Origin of the sequence: Rhodococcus sp. P14 (assembly GCF_000256505.1) — a bacterium.
GTDB classification, from domain to species: Bacteria; Actinomycetota; Actinomycetes; order Mycobacteriales; family Mycobacteriaceae; genus Rhodococcus; species Rhodococcus ruber.
Map to the genome: position 1 here is coordinate 1 of NZ_AJFC01000252.1, position 20,793 is coordinate 20,793.

At 70.8% G+C, this 20,793-nt stretch carries 20 protein-coding genes; 11 read left to right on the forward strand and 9 right to left on the reverse strand.

Translation table 11 applies throughout. The features are described from left to right. The coding region (locus tag OEY_RS0117930) for an NAD(P)/FAD-dependent oxidoreductase (RefSeq protein ID WP_010595205.1) at positions 1 to 953 on the reverse strand (953 nt) is incomplete at its 3' end. Positions 954 to 1,136: 183 nt separating this feature from the next. Between OEY_RS0117930 and OEY_RS0117935 the strand changes: the two genes are divergently transcribed. The 6 genes from OEY_RS0117935 (at position 1,137) to OEY_RS0117960 (ending at position 7,747) form a co-directional block, all read left to right on the forward strand. Beyond that, entirely contained in the window at positions 1,137 to 2,123 is a 987-nt protein-coding gene (locus tag OEY_RS0117935) for a glycoside hydrolase family 26 protein (protein ID WP_017681691.1), read from the forward strand. Position 2,124: 1 nt separating this feature from the next. Then, entirely contained in the window at positions 2,125 to 3,366 is a 1,242-nt protein-coding gene (locus tag OEY_RS0117940) for a PP2C family protein-serine/threonine phosphatase (protein ID WP_010595207.1), read from the forward strand. Next, positions 3,363 to 5,327: a glycosyltransferase gene (locus OEY_RS0117945; protein ID WP_010595208.1), complete on the forward strand. Its 1,965-nt coding sequence runs from the start codon at positions 3,363 to 3,365 to the stop codon at positions 5,325 to 5,327. Before OEY_RS0117940 ends, OEY_RS0117945 begins: the two co-directional genes overlap by 4 nt. Then, positions 5,324 to 5,662 carry an STAS domain-containing protein gene (locus OEY_RS0117950; protein ID WP_010595209.1) on the forward strand — a complete coding sequence of 113 codons (339 nt, stop codon included), beginning with the start codon at positions 5,324 to 5,326 and terminating at the stop codon, positions 5,660 to 5,662. Before OEY_RS0117945 ends, OEY_RS0117950 begins: the two co-directional genes overlap by 4 nt. Further along, positions 5,652 to 6,077, forward strand: a complete 426-nt coding sequence (locus tag OEY_RS0117955; protein WP_010595210.1) for an ATP-binding protein — start codon at positions 5,652 to 5,654, stop codon at positions 6,075 to 6,077. Before OEY_RS0117950 ends, OEY_RS0117955 begins: the two co-directional genes overlap by 11 nt. Positions 6,078 to 6,337: 260 nt before the next feature. After that, positions 6,338 to 7,747: an amino acid permease gene (locus OEY_RS0117960; protein ID WP_010595211.1), complete on the forward strand. Its 1,410-nt coding sequence runs from the start codon at positions 6,338 to 6,340 to the stop codon at positions 7,745 to 7,747. Between the two features lies 1 nt (position 7,748). Here OEY_RS0117960 and OEY_RS0117965 read toward each other — a convergent pair whose 3' ends face one another. The 5 genes from OEY_RS0117965 to OEY_RS0117985 all read right to left on the reverse strand — a co-directional run bounded on the left by OEY_RS0117965 (position 7,749) and on the right by OEY_RS0117985 (position 13,873). After that, entirely contained in the window at positions 7,749 to 8,768 is a 1,020-nt protein-coding gene (locus OEY_RS0117965) for an Rv2578c family radical SAM protein (protein WP_010595212.1), read from the reverse strand. A gap of 101 nt (positions 8,769 to 8,869) precedes the next feature. Then, complete coding sequence (locus OEY_RS0117970) at positions 8,870 to 10,840, reverse strand: 5-oxoprolinase/urea amidolyase family protein (protein WP_010595213.1); 1,971 nt, start codon at positions 10,838 to 10,840, stop codon at positions 8,870 to 8,872. Beyond that, on the reverse strand, positions 10,837 to 11,493 hold the full coding sequence (locus OEY_RS0117975; protein WP_010595214.1) for an urea amidolyase associated protein UAAP2: 657 nt from the start codon (positions 11,491 to 11,493) through the stop codon (positions 10,837 to 10,839). The genes OEY_RS0117970 and OEY_RS0117975 overlap by 4 nt, the downstream gene beginning before the upstream one ends. A 2-nt stretch (positions 11,494 to 11,495) precedes the next feature. Then, positions 11,496 to 12,326, reverse strand: coding sequence for an urea amidolyase associated protein UAAP1 (locus tag OEY_RS0117980; RefSeq protein WP_010595215.1), 831 nt, complete (start codon positions 12,324 to 12,326; stop codon positions 11,496 to 11,498). Then, the gene (locus OEY_RS0117985) at positions 12,323 to 13,873 is read right to left on the reverse strand and encodes an amino acid permease (protein WP_010595216.1); all 1,551 of its coding nucleotides are present in this window, start codon (positions 13,871 to 13,873) and stop codon (positions 12,323 to 12,325) included. Before OEY_RS0117985 ends, OEY_RS0117980 begins: the two co-directional genes overlap by 4 nt. A gap of 198 nt (positions 13,874 to 14,071) precedes the next feature. Here OEY_RS0117985 and OEY_RS0117990 point away from each other — a divergent pair, with 198 nt between their 5' ends. The 4 genes from OEY_RS0117990 to OEY_RS0118005 all read left to right on the forward strand — a co-directional run bounded on the left by OEY_RS0117990 (position 14,072) and on the right by OEY_RS0118005 (position 17,761). Next, entirely contained in the window at positions 14,072 to 14,749 is a 678-nt protein-coding gene (locus OEY_RS0117990) for a TetR/AcrR family transcriptional regulator (RefSeq protein WP_010595217.1), read from the forward strand. A 35-nt stretch (positions 14,750 to 14,784) separates the two neighbouring features. After that, on the forward strand, positions 14,785 to 15,153 hold the full coding sequence (locus OEY_RS0117995) for a type VII secretion target (RefSeq protein ID WP_010595218.1): 369 nt from the start codon (positions 14,785 to 14,787) through the stop codon (positions 15,151 to 15,153). Further along, a complete protein-coding gene (locus tag OEY_RS0118000; RefSeq protein ID WP_010595219.1) occupies positions 15,150 to 16,343 on the forward strand; it encodes a hypothetical protein in 1,194 nt (397 codons plus the stop codon). Before OEY_RS0117995 ends, OEY_RS0118000 begins: the two co-directional genes overlap by 4 nt. Positions 16,344 to 16,597: 254 nt before the next feature. Continuing rightward, positions 16,598 to 17,761: an amidohydrolase gene (locus OEY_RS0118005; protein ID WP_010595220.1), complete on the forward strand. Its 1,164-nt coding sequence runs from the start codon at positions 16,598 to 16,600 to the stop codon at positions 17,759 to 17,761. Between the two features lie 64 nt (positions 17,762 to 17,825). Here the strand turns inward: OEY_RS0118005 and OEY_RS0118010 are convergent, their stop codons facing one another. From OEY_RS0118010 to OEY_RS0118020, 3 genes are all read right to left on the reverse strand, one after another. After that, a complete protein-coding gene (locus OEY_RS0118010; RefSeq protein ID WP_010595221.1) occupies positions 17,826 to 18,170 on the reverse strand; it encodes a DnaJ domain-containing protein in 345 nt (114 codons plus the stop codon). 269 nt (positions 18,171 to 18,439) lie between these two features. Continuing rightward, positions 18,440 to 18,745: a hypothetical protein gene (locus OEY_RS0118015; RefSeq protein ID WP_010595222.1), complete on the reverse strand. Its 306-nt coding sequence runs from the start codon at positions 18,743 to 18,745 to the stop codon at positions 18,440 to 18,442. Positions 18,746 to 18,770: 25 nt separating this feature from the next. Further along, entirely contained in the window at positions 18,771 to 19,187 is a 417-nt protein-coding gene (locus OEY_RS0118020) for an Hsp20/alpha crystallin family protein (RefSeq protein ID WP_010595223.1), read from the reverse strand. 300 nt (positions 19,188 to 19,487) lie between these two features. Here OEY_RS0118020 and OEY_RS0118025 point away from each other — a divergent pair. Continuing rightward, a partial coding sequence (locus OEY_RS0118025; RefSeq protein ID WP_010595224.1) for a cbb3-type cytochrome c oxidase subunit I occupies positions 19,488 to 20,793 on the forward strand: 1,306 nt, incomplete at its 3' end.

The following is a 20,793-nucleotide window of genomic DNA, read 5'->3' on the forward strand; positions in this document are numbered from 1 at the left end:
CTGTCCATGCCGGGGAAGGTCGGGATGTTGGGCTTGCCGGACATGCCGGTGGCGAGTACCAGTTGCTTCGGCCTCAGCACGAGGGGTTCGCCGTCGCGGACCACGTTCACGGTCCACTCGCCGGTCGTCTCGTCATAGGACGCCGAGGTGCACGTGGTCTTGGACCAGTAGGGCACCTCCATGACCTTGGTGTACATCTCGAGCCAGTCACCGATCTTGTCCTTGGGCGCGAACACCGGCCAGTTCTCGGGGAACGGCATGTACGGCAGGTGGTCGTACCAGACGGGATCGTGCAGGCACAGCGACTTGTAGCGGCCGCGCCACTGGTCGCCGGGCCGGTCGTGCTTGTCGAGCACGAGCGCGGGCACGCCGAGCTGGCGCAGACGGGCGCCGAGAGCGATGCCGCCCTGGCCGCCGCCGACGATCACGACGTACGGCTGGGTGGTGTAACCGAGTTCGCGCTCCTCGGCCTCGCGCTTCTCGGACCAGGTGACGCGGTTGCGGTCGGCGCCGTGCTGCACACCCTTGGGCCGGCGGACACCCTTGCTCTCCTCGTGCCCCTTCAGCTCCTGCATCGTGGTCAGCAGGGTCCAGGCACCCTCGTCCTTCAGCCGCAGGTGCCCGACGCCGCGGCCGACCGCGGTCTCGAAGGCGATCCAGGCGCTGACGACCCCGCCGTCCTCGGTGGGCGGCTCGGTGGTGCGGAACCCGCTCGGGTCGGTGTCGTGCAGCCGCGCGTGGAGCATGTCTGCGACGCCTTCCCGGCCCTCGACGGTCTTGAGGTTCCAGGTGAAGGCGACCAGGTCGCGCCAGAAGCTGTCGGTGGCGAACATGCCCGCGGCGGCCTCGACGTCCCGCGCGGCCAGCGCGGCCTCGAAGTCGGCCAGCCAGGCGTCGACCCGTTCCTGCGGTCCGGCGAGCGCGGCGTCGGGTGGGGTCAGTGTGTCGGTCATTGCGTGCTCCTCGTCCTGAACGGCTTGTGACTCAGAGCACACCGCACGGGGGGTGGGTGCGGCCAGCGTTGCATCGTGTTGCACACGGCCGACGGATCCGGGAACCCCGCATCGACGCGGGTCGTCTCGCATCGAGAAGCCGCAAACCCGGCGGCGGTTCGTCCGGGATGCGAGGGTGGAACGGTGAGAAGCGGACATGCTCGCCCGGCGTCGGTCGCGGCGGGTCTCGCCGTCGCGGTGTCGGCGGCCGTGGGATGCGCGCCGGCCGTCGACTGCGGCGCCGTGGTCACGCCGCTGCACGAGCCGGTGGGCGCGTGCCTGCGATTCGGTGTGAGTACGCCCGGCGGCCCGACCGCCGTCGACGAGTTCGAACGGGTCGCCGAGATCGCGGGCACTCCCCCGACCGTGGTGCTGTCGTTCTCCGACTTCGCCTCACCGCCGCCCGTCGCCGGACTCGCCGCGGTACGGCGGCTGGGCGCCGACCCGATCGTCACGTGGGAGCCGTGGCGCTGGCTCGGCGACGGACGGTACGAGCGCAGCGAGTTCACGATGGCGTCGATCGTGGCGGGCGTGCACGACGACTACCTCTACCGCTGGGCCGACGAGCTCGCCGCGTGGGGTTCGACCGTCTACCTGCGTTTCGCGCACGAGCCGAACGGCACCTGGTACCCCTGGAGTCCGACCGGGGGGACACCGCCGCACGTCTACGTCGCAGCGTGGCGTCACGTGCACGAGTTGTTCGCGTCGAAAGGGGTGGCCAACGTGAAATGGGTGTGGGCTCCGAACGTCTCGTTCGAGGGCAGCAGCGCGATCGCGGACCTGTACCCGGGGGCGGAGTACGTCGACGTGGTCGGGGTCGACGGGTACAACTGGGGCGCCACGCAGCCGTGGAGCCGCTGGACGTCGCCGCGGGAGCTGTTCGAGGAGACCCTCGACGAACTCGGCCGGATCGCGCCGGGCAAGCCGATCGCGGTCACCGAGGTGGGCAGCACCGACGTGGGCGGGTCGAAGCCGGACTGGGTCGCCGACCTGATCTCGTTTCTCGACGATCGAGCGGACGTCGCGGCGTTCGTCTGGTTCGATCACGACAAGGAGACCGACTGGCGGCTGGCGAGTACCCCGGAATCGGCGGCGGCGCTGGCGGAGGCCCTGCAGCGGAGGCAGCGCTGACATGACGACCGACACCTCGCACATCCCCGACGACCTCGAGGACGAGCGCGTGCGCGACCTCGAACGGCTCGAGGTCCTCGACACGCCGCCGGAGGACCGGTTCGACCACATCACCCGCATGGCCCGGCACGTGTTCGGGGTGCCCATGGCGAGTGTCGCGCTGCTCGACCGGGACCGGCTCTGGTTCAAGTCCCTCCAGGGGCTCGACCTCGTGCAGGTGCCGCGCGAGGAGAGCATGTGCAAGACCACGATTGCGCGCATCTACCGTCACCCCGGTGATCCGACGCTGATCGTAGAGGACGCCGCCGCCGATCCCCGGTTCGCCGGCATTCCCGGGGTCGGCGGCGACGACGGCGTCCGCTTCTACGCGGGTTACCCGTTGTACGGTCCGGCGGGTCATCCCGTCGGCACGTTCTGCATCTACGACACCGAGCCGCGGACACTCGGACCCGACCAGCTCGACGCGTTCGCCGAACTCGCCGAATGGGCGCAGCGGGAACTGCAGCGCGCCGACGAACTCGATCGCGCCGCCGCGATGCAGTCCCAGCTGCTGCCGCGACCGTTGACCGGGCTGCCCGGATACGAGGTGCAGGCTGTGTGCATTCCGGCGTTCGTGGTCGGCGGCGACTTCTACGACCACTATCTGTTGCGCGGCGGACTGGTCGTCACCGTCGCCGACGTGATGGGCAAGGGCCTCGGCGCGGCGATCCTGTCCTCGGCGGTGCGCTCCACGTTCCGCGGCGCGTCCCGGGTGATGGAGCGGTTCAGCCACGCCGAGGCATGCAGCGTCCTGGACACGGGCGCCGCGTTGAGCGCCGCGGCCGAGAACCTCACGGACGACTGCGAGCACACCGGCACCTTCGTCACCGTGTTCCATGCCGCCGTCGAGTTCGCGAGCGGGTCGGTGGACTACGTCGACGCCGGGCACGGCTTGGCCGCGATCCGCCGCACGGACGGCTCCGTGGCGCCGCTGGCGGGCACCGGGCTACCCGTCGGCGTGCTCCGCGAGACATCGTGGCAGGCGCAGTGCACGCGCCTCGAACCCGGTGACACGCTGGTGATCTGCTCCGACGGGCTGCTCGACCTGCTCGACGAGCACAGCGACCGGGCGGCCCTGTACCGGTTCGTGGCCGAACATGCGACGCCGCACGACCTGACCCGGGCGGCGCGGGCACTGGCCGAGGGGAACGCACCGATGGACGACGTCACCGTCGTCGCCGTGCGTCGCTGCGAGGACGCGTGAGTGCGGCCGGCGCGGACCGCTACCCGTCGCCGGGCCTGCGGATCCTGATCGCCGCGACGGTACTGCTCGGCCTGAACTACGTGGTGTGGCGCTGGCTGTTCTCCGTCAACTGGTCCGCGTGGTGGATCGCGGTGCCTCTCGTCGTCGCCGAGACGTACAGCCTGATCGACTCGATGCTGTTCGGGCTCACGATGTGGCGGTGGCGACGGCGCGCCGCGCCGCCGGCCGCACCGGACGGGCTGACCGTCGACGTCTTCATCACCACCTACAACGAGCCGGTCGACCTGGTGACACGGACCGCCGAGGCCGCGGCGCGCATCCGCTACCCGCACGAGACCTGGATCCTGGACGACGGTGAGCGACCCGAATTACAAAGTGCAGCAGCCGAACTCGGCGTCCGATACATGACGCGGGCGGCCAGCTGGACGAACAAGCCCCGCCACGCCAAGGCGGGCAACCTCAACAACGCCCTGCTGCACACACACGGCGAGTTCATCCTCGTCCTCGACGCAGATCAGGTGCCGGACCCGGAGATCCTGCACCGCACCCTGGGCTATTTCCAGGACGAGCGCACGGCCCTGGTGCAGACGCCGCAGTACTTCGTCAACGTGCCGGAGTCCGATCCGCTGGGCAGCCAGGCCCCGCTGTTCTACGGCCCGATCCAGCAGGGCAAGGACGGCTGGAATGCCGCATTCTTCTGCGGTTCGAACGCGATCCTGCGCCGCGAGGCGCTGATGCAGCTGGGCATCACCGGCTACGTCCGTGCCGTCGAGGAGGGCGTGGTGCGGGCGCTGCGCACGGCCGGCAAGGTGCTCGACCGGGCGCGATCCGAGCTCGGCGCGAACCAGCCGGAGGTTCTCGCCGCCCTCGATTCGGTGCGGGTGGCCGTGCGCACAGCCCGCGCGGCGGTCCGGCAGGGACAGCCGCTCGCCGAGGTGACCTACCGGTTCCAGCAGAGCGTGGACGAGGCCGCACGTGCCGTGGTCGACGCGGACGCCGGATCGATCCGCGCAGACCTGGAGGCGATCGCCGCCCTGACCGCCACCCCCGGGTCCGACGCCGACGGAGTTCTGCTCGACGAGACGACGTTGTCGCGCCTCGCCGACCGCGAGTGGTCGCCGCTCGGGGCGCTCGAGTCGATTCGCACGATGATCCGCGCCGTCGACGTCAGCCGCGACGACGAGGCGGAGCCGACGCTGGCGCTGGCGACGATCTCGGTGACCGAGGACATGGCCACGTCGATGCGCCTGCACGGGATGGGCTGGAAGTCGGTCTATCACCACGAGGTGCTGGCGCACGGTCTCGCGCCCGAGGACGTGGGCACGATGCTCACCCAGCGGCTGCGCTGGGCGCAGGGCACGATCCAGGTGATGTTGCGTGAGAATCCGCTCGTGCAGCGGGGATTGACGATCGCGCAGCGTCTGATGTACTGGGCGACGATGTGGAGCTACCTCGCGGGATTCGCGGCCCTCGCCTACATCGCCGCGCCGGTGATCTACCTGATCTTCGGAGTCCTGCCCGTGCAGGCCTACAGCTGGGACTTCTTCGGCCGGCTCGTCCCGTTCCTGCTGTTGAACCAGGTGCTGTTCGTCGTCGTCAGTCGTGGCACCCCGACCTGGCGGGGGCAGCAGTACAGTCTGGCGCTGTTCCCGGTGTGGATCCAGGCGTGCTGGACGGCGTTTCGCAACGTGTATCTGCACAAGCCCCTCGACTTCGCGGTGACCCCGAAGACGCGGCAGCGCCGTGCCGGGCCGCCCTGGGGCAAGGTGCGCTACCAGATCGCGGCGATGGTGCTGCTGGTGCTCGCGTCGGCGGTGGGCGTGGTGCGCCTGTATCTGGGTGCGAGCTCGGTGCTGGGCGTCGGCGTCAACCTGTTCTGGGTGCTGTTCGACCTGGCGATCCTCAGTGTGGTGATACCGGCGGTCCGCTACCGCGGGCCCGACACGGAAGGAAACGGATGACGCACTTCGCAACCCGCACCACCGGCTCGGACGTGGTGGTGGTGCGGCCCGAGGGCCGACTGAACATGGTCGCCGCACCACGGCTGCGGGAACAGCTGCGCGACCTCGTCGACAGCGGGTCCGCCCGGGTGGTCGTCGACCTCGCCGCCACGGAGTTCATCGACTCCTCGGGGCTCGGGGCACTGGTGTCCGGGCTCAAGGCCGCCCGGCAGGCCGGCGGTGATCTTCGGCTGGCGTCGCCTACGGCCCAGGTGCGCAGCGTGCTGTCGCTGACGAGCCTGGACCGGGTGCTGCGCACCTACGACTCCGCGGACGCCGCGTTCGATGGCGACTGACGACGGCACACGCTCCTGGACCCTGACGACCGTCACGGACGCCGACACGCTCACCCGGGTGCACGCACTGATCGAGGAGATGATGTCCGCGGGGCGTGTCGAGGACGCGGATCGCTTCCCGTTCGAGATCGCCGTCGCCGAGATCGCGGCGAACATCATCGAGCACGCCGCCCTCGGGCAGGCTGTGTCGATGAGCCTGCAGCTGCGTGCGCTCCCCGAGCGCCTCGAGGCCGAATTCACCGACGAGGGGCGGCCGGCCCGGGTGGATCTCGAGGCCGTCGAACTGCCGGATGCGCTGGCCGAGCGGGGGCGCGGGTTGGCGATCGCCATGGCGGCGCTGGACGAGTTGTCGTACCGGAGGCGCGGCGGTGTCAACCGGTGGATCCTGGTGCGGGAGCGAGCCGAGCCGCGGTAGCCGTGCGGCGGTACGGCCGCCGGGCGAAATGCCGACTTTGCCCGGACGGCGTCCGTTAACTTCCCGTTAAGTCGGCCCGCGCGCGGCCCTCCGGACCGCCGGAAAACCCCAGGCCGTGGGCGCTCATCTGCCGTTTCGTCGAGCCTCGGACCCCTCGGCTCGCCGATGTGTCCATTACGGCGCCGGACGCGGAACCTCAGACTCAGGCAGTCGAGAGGTGCATCACACTCGATACCGAACCTGGTTGTGAAGGGGATCCCATGTCGAACAGTGCCGAACCCGGACTGAGGCACACGCTCCAGAAGCGACATCTGTCGATGATCGCGATCGCGGGAGTCATCGGTGCAGGCTTGTTCGTCGGCTCGGGCGCTGCGATCCGGGAGACCGGCCCCGGCGTGCTGGTCGCCTACGCACTCGCCGGGGTCGTCGTCGTGCTCGTGATGCGCATGCTCGGCGAGATGGCGGCGGCCAATCCGCAGACCGGGTCGTTCTCGGCGTACGCCGACCGCGCCATCGGGCGGTGGGCCGGCTTCTCCATCGGATGGCTCTACGCCTGGTTCTGGATCATCGTGCTGGGCATCGAGGCGACCGCCGGCGCGGTCATCATGAACCGCTGGATGCCCGGCGTGCCCCAGTGGACGTGGGCGCTGGCGCTCATGATCGTGCTGACGCTGACCAACATCGCGTCGGTCAAATCGTTCGGCGAGTTCGAGTTCTGGTTCGCCGCGATCAAGGTGACGGCGATCGTCGCATTCCTCGTGCTCGGCGTCCTCGCGATCTGCGGCCTGCTGCCCGGCGTCGACGCGCCCGGAATGAGCAATCTCACCGGTCACGGCGGCTTCTTCCCCAACGGGACGGGTGCCGTGCTCGCCGGCGTCCTCGTCGTGGTGTTCTCGTTCTTCGGAGCCGAGATCGCGACCATCGCCGCCGGCGAGTCCGCCAACCCCGCCGAGGCGGTGCGCAAGGCGGTGCGGTCGGTCGTGTGGCGGATCCTGATCTTCTACATCGGCTCGATCGCCGTCGTCGTCACCCTGCTGCCGTGGGACGACGCCTCGGTGGCGCTGAGCCCGTACGTGGCGGTCATCGACTCCTACGGCATCCCCGCGGCCGCCACCATCATGGACGTCATCGTGCTGACGTCGGTGCTCTCGTGCCTGAATTCGGGCCTGTACACCGCCAGCCGCATGATCTTCTCCCTGTCGCGCCGCGGGGACGCCCCGCCGTCGATGGCCCGCATCGGGCGGTCCGGGGTGCCGCGCAACGCGGTTCTCGTCTCCACCGTGGTCGGATTCCTCACCGTGGGCCTGAACTACCTCTACCCCGAGACGGTGTTCCTGTTCCTGGTCAATTCCTCCGGCGCAATCGCGCTGTTCGTGTGGCTCGTCATCGCGGCATCGCAGCTGCGTATGCGGCGGTCCCTCGAGGCCCAGGGCCGGGAGCTGTCACCGAAGATGTGGCTGTTCCCCTACCTCACCTGGGTCACCATTGCCGCGATCGTCGCGCTGTGCGTGGGCATGGTCGCCCTGGAGAGCACGCGCAGTCAGATGCTGACGTCCTCGGCCCTCGCCGCCGTCGTCGTCGGTGTCGGGATCTACCGCCAGCGCCGTCGTCCAGCGCCGTCGGTGGAAGCGAACGACGACGTCGCCGTCCGGGTCCCGGAAACCACCTGATTCAGAACAGCGTGGGATCCGCCGGTGCGGTGCCCGGCCGCGGGGATGCCGCGGCCGGGCACCGGTGCTCGGTCACGCGTGCGCCGAGTCCGTAGCGGGCCACCAGGGGATCGACGCGGCCCTTCAGCCACGTCCTGTACTCCGGCGAGACGTACGCGCCGCGGCCGTAGATCTGCCGATACCGCCGGATCAGGGCCGGATGTTCCCGGCCCAGCCACGACAGGAACCAGCCGCGGGTGGCGCCGCGCAGGTGCATCGGCAGCACCGTCACGCCGGTGGCCCCGGCGGCGGAGAGCGCGCCGAGCAGGTCGTCGAGGTGCCGGCTCGAGTCGGTGAGGCACGGGATGACGGGGGCGACCATGACGTGGCAGGGCAGGCCGGCGTCGCTGATCGCGCGGATCAGGTCCAGCCGCGCCTTCGGTGTGGGCGTGCCGGGCTCGATCTGCTGTTGCAGTTCGGGATCGCCGATCGCGAGCGACACCGCGACCCCGACGTCGACCTGCCCGGCGGCCAGGGTGAGCAACGGCAGGTCGCGGCGCAACAGCGTGCCCTTGGTGAGGATGGAGAACGGGGTGCCGGACTCGGCGAGGGCACGGATGACACCGGGCATGAGCCGGTAGCGGCCCTCGGCCCGCTGGTACGGGTCGGTGTTGGTGCCGAGGGCGACGTGCTCGCGCTTCCACGACCGTCGGGCGAGTTCGCGGCGCAGGACCGCGGCGACATTGGTCTTGACGACGATCTGGCTGTCGAAGTCGCGGCCCGCATCGAGGTCGAGGTACTCGTGGGTCGGCCGGGCGAAGCAGTACCGGCAGGCGTGCGAGCACCCGCGAAAGGTGTTGACGGTGAAGCGGAACGGCAGCTGTGAGGCCTCGGGCGTCTTGTTCAGCGCGCTCTTGCACAGCACCTCGTGGAAGGTGATGCCGTCGAATTCGGGGGTCCGGACGCTGCGGACGAGCCCGGCCCGTTCGAGACCCGGGAGCGCGCCGTCGTCGACGTCGAGAGTCTGTGCCGCCCACCGCATGCAGACAGTCGAACATACGTGCTAATCGCAGTCAAGCGCAGGCGGCTGCGCCGCCGGTGTGCCCTTTGGGCTGTCCCAGCAGCCCAAAGGGCACACCGGCGCTATGCGCCTCCGGCCTCCCAGCGGGCACGTTCGGCGCCGAACGCCACCGACTGCACCCGCCGGAACGCGTCGATCGACGCGGCGTGGTCCGCGAGGAACCGCTCGTGCTCGGCGAGCGAGAAGGTGCCGTCGACGATCTCGACTCCCCCGCCCCGGCCGGCGGCGAGGTCGGCGCGCAGGTCCAGCAGTTCCTCCGGCTCGACGGGATACCAGGAGATCCGGTCGAAGAAGCGCAGCAACCAGGGCGTTCCCGCCTCGAACGGCCCAGCCGGCTGCGGATGCCGGTGGTTCCACACCTGCGTCGTGCGGCCGACGAACTGGTAGCCGCCCGGACCCTCCATCCCGTAGATGCACAGGTACGCCCCACCGATGCCGACGGCGTTCTCCGGCGTCCACGTCCGCGCCGGGTTGTACTTGGTCGTCACCAGCCGGTGCCGCGGGTCGAGCGGCGTCGCGACGGGCGCCCCGAGGTACACGTCACCGAGGCCGAGCACCATGTAGTCGGCGGCGAAGACGGTGTCGAACACGTCGTTCACCGAGGCGAGGCCGTTCATCCGCCGGATGAACTCGATGTTCCACGGGCACCACGGCGCATCCGCCCGCACCCCGTGCATGTACCGCTGGATGGCCTCACGAGTGGCCGGGTCGTCCCACGAGAGCGGCAGCCGCACCTGCCGGCTCGGCACCACGAGCTCGTCGCTCGCCGGGAGCTGCCCCTCCACGTCGGCGAGCAGGTCGAGCAGCGCCGGCACCGGCAGCACGTCGGGATCGACCTTGACCTGCAGCGACCGGATGCCGGGGGTGAGCTCGAGCAGACCCGCGGGGCGTTCGGCGTCGAGCCGCTGGTGCAGGGCGTGCACCCGGGCGCGCAACGCGAGATCGAGGGTCATGTCGCCGTACTCGACGAGGACGTTGTCGTCCCCGCTGCGCCGATAGGTCACCGGGGTGTCGCCGTCGCGACGGGCGAGCACGCCGTCGTCGCCGTCCCCACCGGGCGAGACCACCAGCGACAGCCCCGCCCGGCGGGCCACCCCCAGCGCCCGCCGCGACGCGGCGTGCTCGGCCCGGACCGGGACGAACCGCACCCGGTGCCCGGGGGCGAGCTGACCCAGCTTCCACCGCTCGGCCGCGACGACGGTGACGGGACAGACGAATCCGCCCAGACTCGGCCCGTCGGGCCCGAGCAGGATGGGGGTGTCGCCGGTGAAGTCGAGGGCGCCGACGGAGTAGGCGTTGTCGTGGATGTTCGACGGGTGCAGCCCCGCCTCCCCGCCGTCGGGCCGGGCCCACCGCGGCTTCGGCCCGACGAGCCGCACACCGGTGCGGTCGGAGTTGAAGTGCACCTCGTACTCGGTGGCGTAGATCGTGTCGATGTCGGTGCGGGTGAAGAACTCCGGGGCACCGTGCGGACCTTCGGTGACGGCGATGTCCCAGCGGGTGGTCATGGCCGGGACGTGCTCGGCGGGAACCGGGACCGCCGGGCCGCTCGCCGACTCCCCCACGACGAGCACGTCCCCCTCGGCGAGCGTCCTCCCCTCGTGACCACCGAACCGCCCGAGCGTGAACGTCGCTGCGCTGCCGAGGAACTCGGGGACGTCGAGACCACCCTGCACGAGTACGTACACGCGCAGCCCGGGGCCGGCGAGGGCTCCGACGTCGAGCACGCCACCGGCGGGGACGGTGACGGGGCGCCACTGCGGGACCACCGTGCCGTCCACCCGCACGGTCGCCGGGGCACCCGTGACGCACACCCGCGTGGCGTCGGTGAAGCGCAGTGCCGGCCCGGCCATGACGGATTCGAGACCGGGCGCCCCGTCGGGGTTGCCGAGCGAGGCGTTGCCGAGGCGGAACGACAGGTCGTCCATGGGGCCGGACGGCGGGACCCCGATCTGCCAGTAGCCGGTGCGTCCGGGGTAGTCCTGGACGGTGGTGAGCATGCCGGGCCGGTCGACGGTGATCTTGGTGGTCATGACGGGCAAGCCTCCGGTCGGGTGACGATCATCCGCACCTCGGTCGGGTCGAAACCGTTGCACGGGTTGTTGATCTGCGGACAGTTGGAGACGAGGACGAGCACGTCGCGGTCGGCGCGCAGTGCGAGGCGCTTGCCGGGGGCGGACAGGCCGTCGACGATGCCGAGGGTGCCGTCGGGGTCGACGGGCACGTTCATGAAGAAGTTGATGTTGGAGACGAGGTCGCGTTTGCCCAGGCCCCACCGGGCGCCTTCGGCGAGGAAGTTCTCGACGCACGCGTGCTGATGCTTCGTGTGGTGGCCGTAGCGCAGGGTGTTCGATTCCTGCGAGCAGGCGCCGCCGACGGTGTCGTGATTGCCGACCTCGTCGGCGACGAGGGTCATGAGGGCCTCGCCGTCGCCGGCGCGCAGCACGGATCCCGTGGTGAGGAACAGGTGTTGCTGGGCAGCGATCGTGGCGGGTGCGCTGTAGCGGACGGCGGTGTCGTGCGCGTCGTAGATCAGGGTGTCGACGGCCTGGTTGCCGTGCAGGTCGACGACGGTGAGCACGTCGCCGGCGGCGACGACGGCCGACCAGGGTCCGCGGGCGCCGGCGATCTCGTCGCGGATCACCGTCCCGGGCACGAGGGCGGGCAGGTCGAGGGTCGAGGTCATGATCAGTGCTCCGTTCCGGTGGCGGCGATCCAGGCGTCCTCGGTGTTGAGGACGGCGCGCCGGTATTCGGGGTCCGTGTTCGGCAGGGCGTCGAGGTCGCGCGGGGCGTGCCAGGCGAGCACTTCGAGGGTCGTGGTGGAGAAACGTGGCGCCGGGTCGAGGGGGTGGGCGGTGTTGGCGATCAGCGCGATGACCGGCAGGTGGATCAGCAGCTCGACGCAGGCTCCGGCCCCGGCGCTGCCGGTGCTGGTCAGCGCGCCGTCGCCGCCGACGTGCACGCCGTGGAAGAACGACAGCGACGGCGGGAGGTCGCGGGGGGCCAGGCCGTGCTTCGCCGCGGCGACGGTGAACAGCTCCCGACCCGCGGGCGCGTGCGAATGCAGGCTGCCCGCACCGTATTTCGTGGTGTTCCCGGCCAGGTGGGTGGTGCCGCACAGCGCGTCGTGCCGGCCGGAGGTGTCGGCGACGACGGTGGCGAGCACCCGGCCCTGGTCCGACAGCAGCGGATGTCCGACTCCGAGGTAGGCCTGCCACGGCACCTTGACGGTGTCGGCGACGTTGAGGCGCTCGTGCGGGGCGTCGGCGCGGAAGAGCAGCAGGTGGGCGCAGGCGGCGCCGTCGAGGTCGCGCAGGCGCAGCCGGGTGCCGCGGGCGAGGACCTTGGTGGTGTAGCGGCCGCCGGGCACGGTCTCGGCCCAGGTCATGGGGGCCGTGCGGCCGCCGGGTGGGGTCGGGTGCGCCGAGGCGGGGACGGTGGGCATGCCGGCGGTGACGGTGCCGGCCTGCGCTCGGGCGTGTGCCTTCGCGGCGCGGGTGGTCGCGGTGTCGGTCATGCTCGGGCTCCGATCGTGACGGGGTTCGGGTGCGCGGTGCGGCGCGGGAAGCACAGGGCGCCCAGGGCGACGACGGCGGCGACGGTGAGCGGCGCGGCCCACTGCAGCAGCGGCATGGTGCCGTCCGGGTCGAAGATCTCGGCGCGCGGCCAGGACAGGTTGATCACCATCAGCAGGCCGTACGCGACGGCGAGGACGTTGACGGGAAGACCCCATCGGCCGAGGGAGAACAGCGGGTTGCCGTCGGCGTCGGTCGTCGCGGCGTCGTGCGGCCGGCCGCGCAGCCGGCGCAGCAGCAGCGGGACGGTGACCATCAGGTAGGCGAGGTAGATGAGCACGATGCACACGCTCGACAGGGTGGCGAAGATCGCGCTGTTGCCCATGTTCACCGCGAGGATGCCGATGCACACCACACCGATCAGCACGGCCGGCGCGATGGGAGTGCCGGTGCGGGCGTTGACGTGCGACAGGACCTTCGACGCGGGCAGGCGCTCGTCACGGGCCATCGAGAAGATCAGGCGCGACGCGGCGGTCTGGATGGCCAGGGTGCAGATGAACACGGCGATGGCCACGTCGACGAGGAGCAGCGTGCCCCACGGCGAGGACAGGATGGCGCCGAGCACGTAGGGCAGGCCCTCGGCGGCGAGGCGACCGTCGGTGAGACTGGGGGCGGCCATGAGGGCGCCGAGGATCATCAGGCCACCGCCGATCGCGGAGACGGACAGGGCGAGGCGGATGGTGCGGGGGGCGACCCGCCGCGGGTTGCGGGTCTCCTCGGCGAGTTCGCCGGCCGAGCCGAAACCGACCATGACGTAGGCGGCCATGAGACCCGAGACGATCCAGGCCCAGCCGTACCCGGGGCTCGCCCCGGGCACGCCGGTGTCGAGGACGACCTGCGGGCCGCGGACGGCATGGGTGAAGAACATGCCGATCACGGCGACGACGCCGACGATCTCGCAGGTGACGCCGATGCTGTTGATCCGCGACATCCAGTTCACGCCGATGCTGTTGATGATCGTGGTGAGCACGAGCAGCACCGACCCGAGCAGGACGGCGTTGGCGGCCCCGGACGAGGAGGTCAGTGACGGGTCGTCGCCGATGATCTGGAATCCACTCCAGACGGCCGGGAGAACCACCTGCAGGGCGATCGCGGCGGCCGCGGCGGTCACCATCTGCGCGAGGATCATGAACCAGCCGGCGAACCAGCCGACCACCTCGCCGCCCATCCGGCGGGACCACTGGTAGATCGCCCCGGAGATCGGGTAGCGCGCCGCGAGTTCGGCGAAGTTCAGGGCGACCGTGAACTGGCCGGCGAACACCACCACCCACGTCCAGAAGAAGGCGGGGCCGCCGAAGCCGAAGCCGAGGCCGAACAGCTGGAAGATGGTCGTGAGGATGGAGACGAACGAGAAGCCGGCGGCGAAGGAGGCGAACCTGCCGAGGTTGCGGTGCAGCTGTTGCTGGTAGCCGAATTCGCCCAGGTCGCCCGCGTCCTGGTGCGGGGCGGCCGGTGCAGCGGCAGCCGGCCGGGTGAGCGTCAGGCTCATGGCGGTGTCCGTTTCTGTGCGCGGTGCGGCGGCCGGATGACCGTCGAAAAACTGTCGAGTGACAGTTTTCGCGAGGCCACGTCTTGTCCGAATGACCGCGGCGTAACGAGTTCGTGACCGACGTTTCCACCGTGTGACGGTCTGCTCACCGCGCGCCCGCTCGGCCGCGGTCGCCGGATCTGTGCCATCGTCGACGGCGTGACCCATGCCCGCCCCGGACGCCCTCGACTGCACGGGCCACGCCGACCCGGTGCCACCGCACGCGCCGAGATCCTCGACGCCGCAGCGGAACTGTTCACCACCCGCGGATTCGCATCCACCTCGACGCGACTCGTCGCCGAGGCCGTCGGCGTCCGGCAGGCCTCCCTGTACAACCACTTCGCCACCAAGGACGACATCCTCGCGGCGCTGCTCGAGCAGACCGTCGCCCCCACCCTGTCGTTCTGCGAGCAGCTCGGCGACGACGCGCCGGCCGAGGCACGGCTGTACGCCCTGGCACTGTTCGACACCGCACAACTCGTCACGGGACGGTGGAATCTCGGTGCGCTGTATCTGCTCCCGGAGGTCCGCACCGACCGGTTCGCACAGTTCCACGCCGCCCGGGCCGGTCTGCGCGCGTGCTACCGCCGGCTCGCGGTCACCGTCCTCGGCCCTCGCGCCGCCGGAGCCGAGGCCGACGATCCCCGGGCCGACCTGCCGTTCCGGTTGGTCGAATCCGCCATCAACACCCGGGCGGACGGGGGCAGGGACGACGTCGCCGACCTGCCGGAGGTGCTGGCGGAGGCGGCCCTGCGCGTGCTCGGGTTCACCGGCCCCACAGAGCCCGTGCGCGACGTCGCCCGCGCGCTCGTCGCCCGTGTCGCCCCCTCGAGTTAGAGTGCTGCGCACGCGAATCTGATTGGGGGGTCATCATGAGCGGTTTGTTCGACGCTGCCGGCTCGTTCTCGACGGGGGGCGGCGTCCGTGTCGTGCCCGACGGGGTGCGGGCGTTCGGCAGCACGTCCCTGCGCGCCGCGGAGGAGGTCGCCCGTGCGGGCGGAGTGGATCTGCAGGCGAATGTCTCGTCGCTGAGCCCGGCCATGGGCCTGATCGGTGCGGACTTCGTCGCCGCGTTCGCCGTCGCGCAGGGTGCACACACTCGCGCCGTCGCCCAGCTGGCGTACGTCTACGCGTCCGGCGGTGTCGCCGCGCACGACGCCGCCGCCCGGTACGAGGCGCTCGACGCGGCGACCGCCGCGGGTCTCGGCGCGGCCGTCGCGGGAATCGGGGGCGCGCGATGACGGCGCAGGGGGCGCCGGTCGCCTCGCCCACCGTCCTCGACGCGCTCCGCGCGTCCCCTGCCGGCCCGGTCCTCGACCTGCCCCTGCCCGCGCCGGCCCCGGCCCCGCCGACGTGGTCGCCGGAATCCGGGCTCGATGCACTATCCGAGGTGCTGCAGTCGATTCCGGTTCCACCGGTGCCGGGAATCGACGAATTGCTGCGTCCCCTGCGCGATCTGGGCGACCTGTTCGGCACCGGGATCGTCGAGGCGCTCGACCCGTCTGCGGTGCTGCAGCAGTCGTCGCGGGTGCTCGAGGGCGCGGCGTCGCTGACGCGCACGGCACTGCATGCACTGCCGGACTCGTGGGAGGGGGCACCCGCCGAGGCCGCGCTCGACAAGGGTCGCCAGGCACAGCTGAGCGCGGTCGAGCTGGGCGAGCGGGGCGACGAGATCGGAGCGGTCACCCGCGCCGCGACCGCCAGTGTCGAGCGCGGCAACGTCGAACTCGGCGGAATCGCGCAGTCCTTCCTGGCGTTCGCCGCGGCGACGGCGCCCGTCGCGCTGACACCACCGGGACAGGTCGCGCTGCTCACCGCCGCCGCCGAGCACGTGTCCGCGGCGCTGGCGGTGGTCGCGCGTACCCGCGGCGAACTGCTCGGCCACACCGCGGCGATGAACGCGCTCGCCGCGCCGATCACCGTGCCTGCGCCCGTCGCCACGCCCGGCCTGCCCGCTCCGTCGGACGTCGCCGCGACCGCCACGAAGGCCGTGGAGATCGTCGCCGCGACCGGTGCGCCCGGCGATCTGCCCGCACAGACGCAGGCCGCGGCATTCGCAGGCGGCACCGGACCGGCGACCCCGACGCTCGCCGCCGCCACCGCCCCGGCGAGCAGCGCGAGTGGCGTCGCACCGGGCGGGGGCGGTGTCTCGCTGGGCGCGGCAGGCGCGGCGGCCCTCGGGGGCGCGGTCGGCGGTCTCGGCGGCGCCCCGTCGAACCCCCGGTCCACCGCGACTGCTCCCGTGTCCACCGTGGCTTCGACCGCCCGTCATCCGCTCGCGGCCGCCCTCCCGGCCACCGGACGCGCGGACGACGACACGCCCCGGCGGACCCGTCCGGCGATCCTGGTGTCCGCGGCGAACAGCACCGCCGTGATCGGCGAGCTCCCGCCGGCGACGGCCCCGGTGATCGGGGGCGGTGACGACTGGTGATCCCCGGGTTCCCGTCCCGCCGGGGTGTGGGGCGGGAACCGGGCCTTTCGTGACCGGCGTGGCCGTAGCGGCGGTTCGGTGCGGGCATCGCCGTCGAGGTGGCGAGGGCGCCGAGTCCTGGGCGCGACGAGCACACGGCGTCACCGAACGCGAGAACCGGGACGTGGTCGCCCCGACCGTGGTGAACTGACTGACGAACCGGTCCCCTCTCGACCGGCCCGTAGTTGTCACCGACCCGACGGAGTTCTCGAGGGATGACGATCGACCACGACCGTGTCGTCGCCTGGCGACGGGACCTGCATGCCCACCCGGAGCTGTCGTTCGCGGAGTTCCGGACGACCGCGCTGGTGCGCGATCAGCTGGTCTCGCTCGGGCTGAGCCCGGTGACCCTGCCGGGGGGCACCGGACTGTGGTGCGACGTCGGCCCGGACACGAGCGAATGCCTCGCGCTGCGGGCCGACCTCGACGCCCTGCCGCTCACCGAGACCACCGGGTTGCCGTACGCATCGACCGTGGCGGGCGTGTGCCACGCGTGCGGGCACGATGCCCACACCGCGATGCTGCTCGAGGCAGCCACCGTGCTCGCGGCGGACCCACCCCCGCAACGGGTGCGGTTGATCTTCCAGCCGGGCGAGGAGACCACGCCGGGCGGCGCCCTCGAGGTCGTCGCGGCGGGTGGTCTCGAGGGGGTGTCCCGGATCTTCGCGCTGCACTGCGCCCCGCAACTCGAGGCGGGCAAGCTCGCCACCCGCGCCGGCCCGATCACCTCGTCCGGGGCCGTGCTCACGGTCCGGTTGTCCTCCCCCGGGGGCCATTCGGCCCGTCCGCATCTGACCGGGGACCTGATCCACGCGGCGGCCGTCCTCGTCACCGGTCTGGCATCGGTGCTCGATCGACGCCTCGACGCCCGTACCGCCACCGTCCTGACCTGGGGACGGGTTCGGGCCGGGCACGTCGGCAACGCCATCCCCGAGGAAGGCGAACTGGTGGGCACGTTGCGCAGCGCGTCGCACGAGACGTGGGCGACGGTCGAGCCCCTGGTGCGACGCAGCGTCGCCGAACTGCTCGCCCTCTACGACGTGGACCACGAACTGGAGTACGTGCAGGGCGTTCCGCCGGTGGTCAACGACCCCGAGGCGGTGGCCGAGATGCTCGCCGCGATCGAGTCCGTGGTGGGCCTCGAGAACCTCGCCGAGGCGGGACAGTCCAGCGGCGGCGAGGACTTCGCGTGGTATCTCGAGCACGTCCCGGGCGCGATGGCGCGGCTGGGGGTCTGGGACGGGACGAGTCCGCGGCACGATCTTCACCAGCCCGACTTCGTACTGGACGAACGAGCCCTGGCGCACGGGGCACGCACCCTGCTGGCCCTCGCCTACGGCGGAAAGCACGAACCCCGTACCCCTGACCCGAGCGAATGAACCATGCGGCCGGACCGAGCGAGGGAGCGACCGGCTCCGCGAGACGCGCCCGTGCGTCGCAAGGTCACCGGTGGCGGCGGACGGGTCCGGCCCGGATGGGTGGATCGGCCGCGGGAGTCGGGTCCGGGCGGTGCACGGTCACGCGGACGGACCGCGCGGCGGACCGGGTGACCGGGCCGGCGCGGCGACGGTCGTACTCCGCGCGACGATCCGGGTCGCGCAGGACGGAATACGCCTCGACGATCCGGCGCAGTTCCTCGTCCTCGTCCGGGCCGTACGGGAGGGCCGGGTTGCGCAGGTCGGGGTGGTGCGCGCGCAGCTTGCGGCGGAAGGCTGCCGTGATGGCCGCCTGCCCGGCGGAATCGGAGACGTCCAGCGCCGCGTAGAGATCGGGTTCGCTGCCGGACACGGCTGCGCCTCCTTCGTGTCGTCGTCGGCGGGTTCGCCCACGACGGACCGCTGCGGCCACAGGAGCGAACGCCCGGCGACCCACCTCGCGACGGAGAGGGTCGCCGGGCGTCGGCGATGAACGGGTGCGGCCCGCACTGGGTGTGCCGAGTACCGGCGGTGCGCCGACCGGTTCCGGCTGCGGGCCGGTGACCGGCTCGGCGCGTCGTGGTTGTCGTCCGGGCGGGCGGCACGCACGTCAGCGCCTCGCACTACTGCTGCGACGTCGCATCACCGTCCTTTCACGACGAGATTCCGGGGATCGTTTCCGGTACGACCCGGAGGAGAGCGCTGCGTGGCCACCACTTCCCCCGGGGCTCGCGTCCCGACTCGTCCGAGCGGTCCCCGGGAGCATGCCGCCTCGCGCGGAGGCCGGACTGCGGCGGCCCGGCATCCCGGGATGTCCACCGGCGATCGCGGCCGGGGCACCTCGAGCATGTCCAGCTCGAGTTCGAGCAGGAGCAGCTCGAGGTCCGCACCGTCGACGGGTTCTTCGGGCCCGACGAGCGGTTCGGCGATCAGGTCGAGTGCGTCCATGACTGTCTCCGCGGACACCGGTGGGTCAGGCGTCGATCGCCTTCTTGTCGCCCACCGCGATCTCGATCTTGCGCGGCTTGGCCTTCTCCGCCACGGGGATCGTCAGCCTCAGCACACCGGCGTCGTACGTCGCCTCGATGTTGTCGGTGTCGAGGTTCTCCCCGAGGAACAGCTGCCGGCTGAACACGCCGCGCGGACGCTCGGCCGCGACCATCTCCTGACTCTGGTCGCGCGCCGGTCGTTCTGCATGCACCGTCAGCACGTTCCGTTCGACGTCGAGGTCGAGCGAATCCTCGGCCACACCGGGCAGGTCGAACTCGACGACGAACTTGTCGCCCTCACGCCAGGCGTCCATGGGCATCACCGCGGGCCGGGCCGCCGTACCGAGAACCTGCTGCGCGAAGCGGTCGAGCTCGCGGAACGGATCGGTGCGCATCAACATCGTTTCCACCTCCACAGACTCTCTTCGTGCCGGTTGAGGAGAGCAGCCGATCTATGTCTGCCGCTACACCTTTCTTGTACCACTCACAACATACGAAGGCAAGGGTTTGTTCCCGGAACCGGCGCGAATCCCGCGTCGCCGGGCCATAATCCGCCGACGCAAAACCTCCCGTGCGCGGCTGTGTCCGGCTACGCTCGACCTACCGCATGATGCCGCGGCGGTTCCGGGATGCCCTGAGGCCTCACGGAGCACGCGGCGCCGCAGCGACGTCGCCGCCCCGGGGCAGCGCAAGGAGGCACCATGGTTGTCACCGAAACGAAGGCCGTCCGGCCGTACCCGCCGCGGTACGCGCCGAAGGGTTCGACGTTCTACCGACTCGTCACCACGACCGACCCGAAGATGCTCGGTCTGATGTACATCGTCACGTCGTTCACGTTCTTCCTCATCGGCGGCCTGATGGCACTGCTGATCCGCAGCGAGCTCGCCGTCCCGGGTCTGCAGTTCCTGTCCAACGAGCAGTACAACCAGTTGTTCACGATGCACGGCGGCATCATGCTGCTGATGTACGCGACCCCGATCGTGTTCGGGTTCGCGAACTACATCCTGCCGCTGCAGATCGGCGCGCCCGACGTCACGTTCCCCCGTCTGAACGCGTTCAGCTACTGGCTGTACCTGTTCGGCGCAACCGTCGTCGCCGCCTCCCTCATCACTCCCGGCGGTGCACCGGACTTCGGATGGACGTCGTACATTCCGTTGGCGGACGATCTGCACACCCCCGGCATCGGCGCCAACCTCTGGTTCACCGGCCTCGCGGTGGCCGGTCTCGGCACCATCCTCGGCGGGGTCAACATGATCACCACGGTGGTGTGCCTGCGCGCCCCGGGCATGACGATGTTCCGGATGCCGATCTTCACCTGGAACATCTTCATCACGATGATCCTGATCCTGCTGATCTTCCCCCTGCTGACGGCCGCGTTCATGGGGGTGATGGTCGATCGGGTACTGGGCGGGAACATCTTCGACCCGGCCACCGGCGGGGTGCTCTTGTATCAGCATCTGTTTTGGTTCTTCGGTCACCCTGAGGTGTACGTCATCGCGCTGCCGTTCTTCGGCATCATCTCCGAGGTCATCCCGGTCTTCTCCCGGAAGCCGATCTTCGGCTACACCGGCCTGGTCTACGCGACCCTCGCGATCGGTGCCCTGTCGATGGCCGTCTGGGCGCACCACATGTATGCCACCGGCGCCGTGCTGCTGCCGTACTTCTCGTTCATGACGTTCCTGATCGCGGTGCCCACCGGCGTGAAGTTCTTCAACTGGATCGGCACCATGTGGAAGGGGCAGGTGACGTTCGAGACGCCGATGCTGTTCTCGGTCGGGTTCATCATCACCTTCCTGTTCGGTGGCCTGACCGGCGTCATCCTCGCCAGCCCGCCGCTCGACTTCCATGTCCACGACTCGTACTTCGTCGTCGCGCACTTCCACTACGTGCTCTTCGGCACCATCGTGTTCGCCACCTACGCCGGCATCTACTTCTGGTTCCCGAAGATGACCGGGCGGCTGATGGACGAGCGCCTCGGCAAGTGGCACTTCTGGCTGACCTTCGTCG

Excerpts from the sequence above, each read along its gene's own strand:
- OEY_RS0117975 (WP_010595214.1), bottom strand. The coding sequence starts at position 11,493 with ATGACCTCGACCCTCGACCTGCCCGCCCTCGTGCCCGGGACGGTGATC.
- OEY_RS0117960 (WP_010595211.1), top strand. The coding sequence starts at position 6,338 with ATGTCGAACAGTGCCGAACCCGGACTGAGGCACACGCTCCAGAAGCGA.
- OEY_RS0118020 (WP_010595223.1), bottom strand. The coding sequence starts at position 19,187 with ATGTTGATGCGCACCGATCCGTTCCGCGAGCTCGACCGCTTCGCGCAG.
- OEY_RS0118000 (WP_010595219.1), top strand. The coding sequence starts at position 15,150 with ATGACGGCGCAGGGGGCGCCGGTCGCCTCGCCCACCGTCCTCGACGCG.
- OEY_RS0117995 (WP_010595218.1), top strand. The coding sequence starts at position 14,785 with ATGAGCGGTTTGTTCGACGCTGCCGGCTCGTTCTCGACGGGGGGCGGC.
- OEY_RS0117980 (WP_010595215.1), bottom strand. The coding sequence starts at position 12,326 with ATGACCGACACCGCGACCACCCGCGCCGCGAAGGCACACGCCCGAGCG.
- OEY_RS0117940 (WP_010595207.1), top strand. The coding sequence starts at position 2,125 with ATGACGACCGACACCTCGCACATCCCCGACGACCTCGAGGACGAGCGC.
- OEY_RS0118005 (WP_010595220.1), top strand. The coding sequence starts at position 16,598 with ATGACGATCGACCACGACCGTGTCGTCGCCTGGCGACGGGACCTGCAT.
- OEY_RS0117985 (WP_010595216.1), bottom strand. The coding sequence starts at position 13,873 with ATGAGCCTGACGCTCACCCGGCCGGCTGCCGCTGCACCGGCCGCCCCG.
- OEY_RS0117970 (WP_010595213.1), bottom strand. The coding sequence starts at position 10,840 with ATGACCACCAAGATCACCGTCGACCGGCCCGGCATGCTCACCACCGTC.
- OEY_RS0118015 (WP_010595222.1), bottom strand. The coding sequence starts at position 18,745 with ATGGACGCACTCGACCTGATCGCCGAACCGCTCGTCGGGCCCGAAGAA.
- OEY_RS0117965 (WP_010595212.1), bottom strand. The coding sequence starts at position 8,768 with ATGCGGTGGGCGGCACAGACTCTCGACGTCGACGACGGCGCGCTCCCG.
- OEY_RS0117950 (WP_010595209.1), top strand. The coding sequence starts at position 5,324 with ATGACGCACTTCGCAACCCGCACCACCGGCTCGGACGTGGTGGTGGTG.
- OEY_RS0117955 (WP_010595210.1), top strand. The coding sequence starts at position 5,652 with ATGGCGACTGACGACGGCACACGCTCCTGGACCCTGACGACCGTCACG.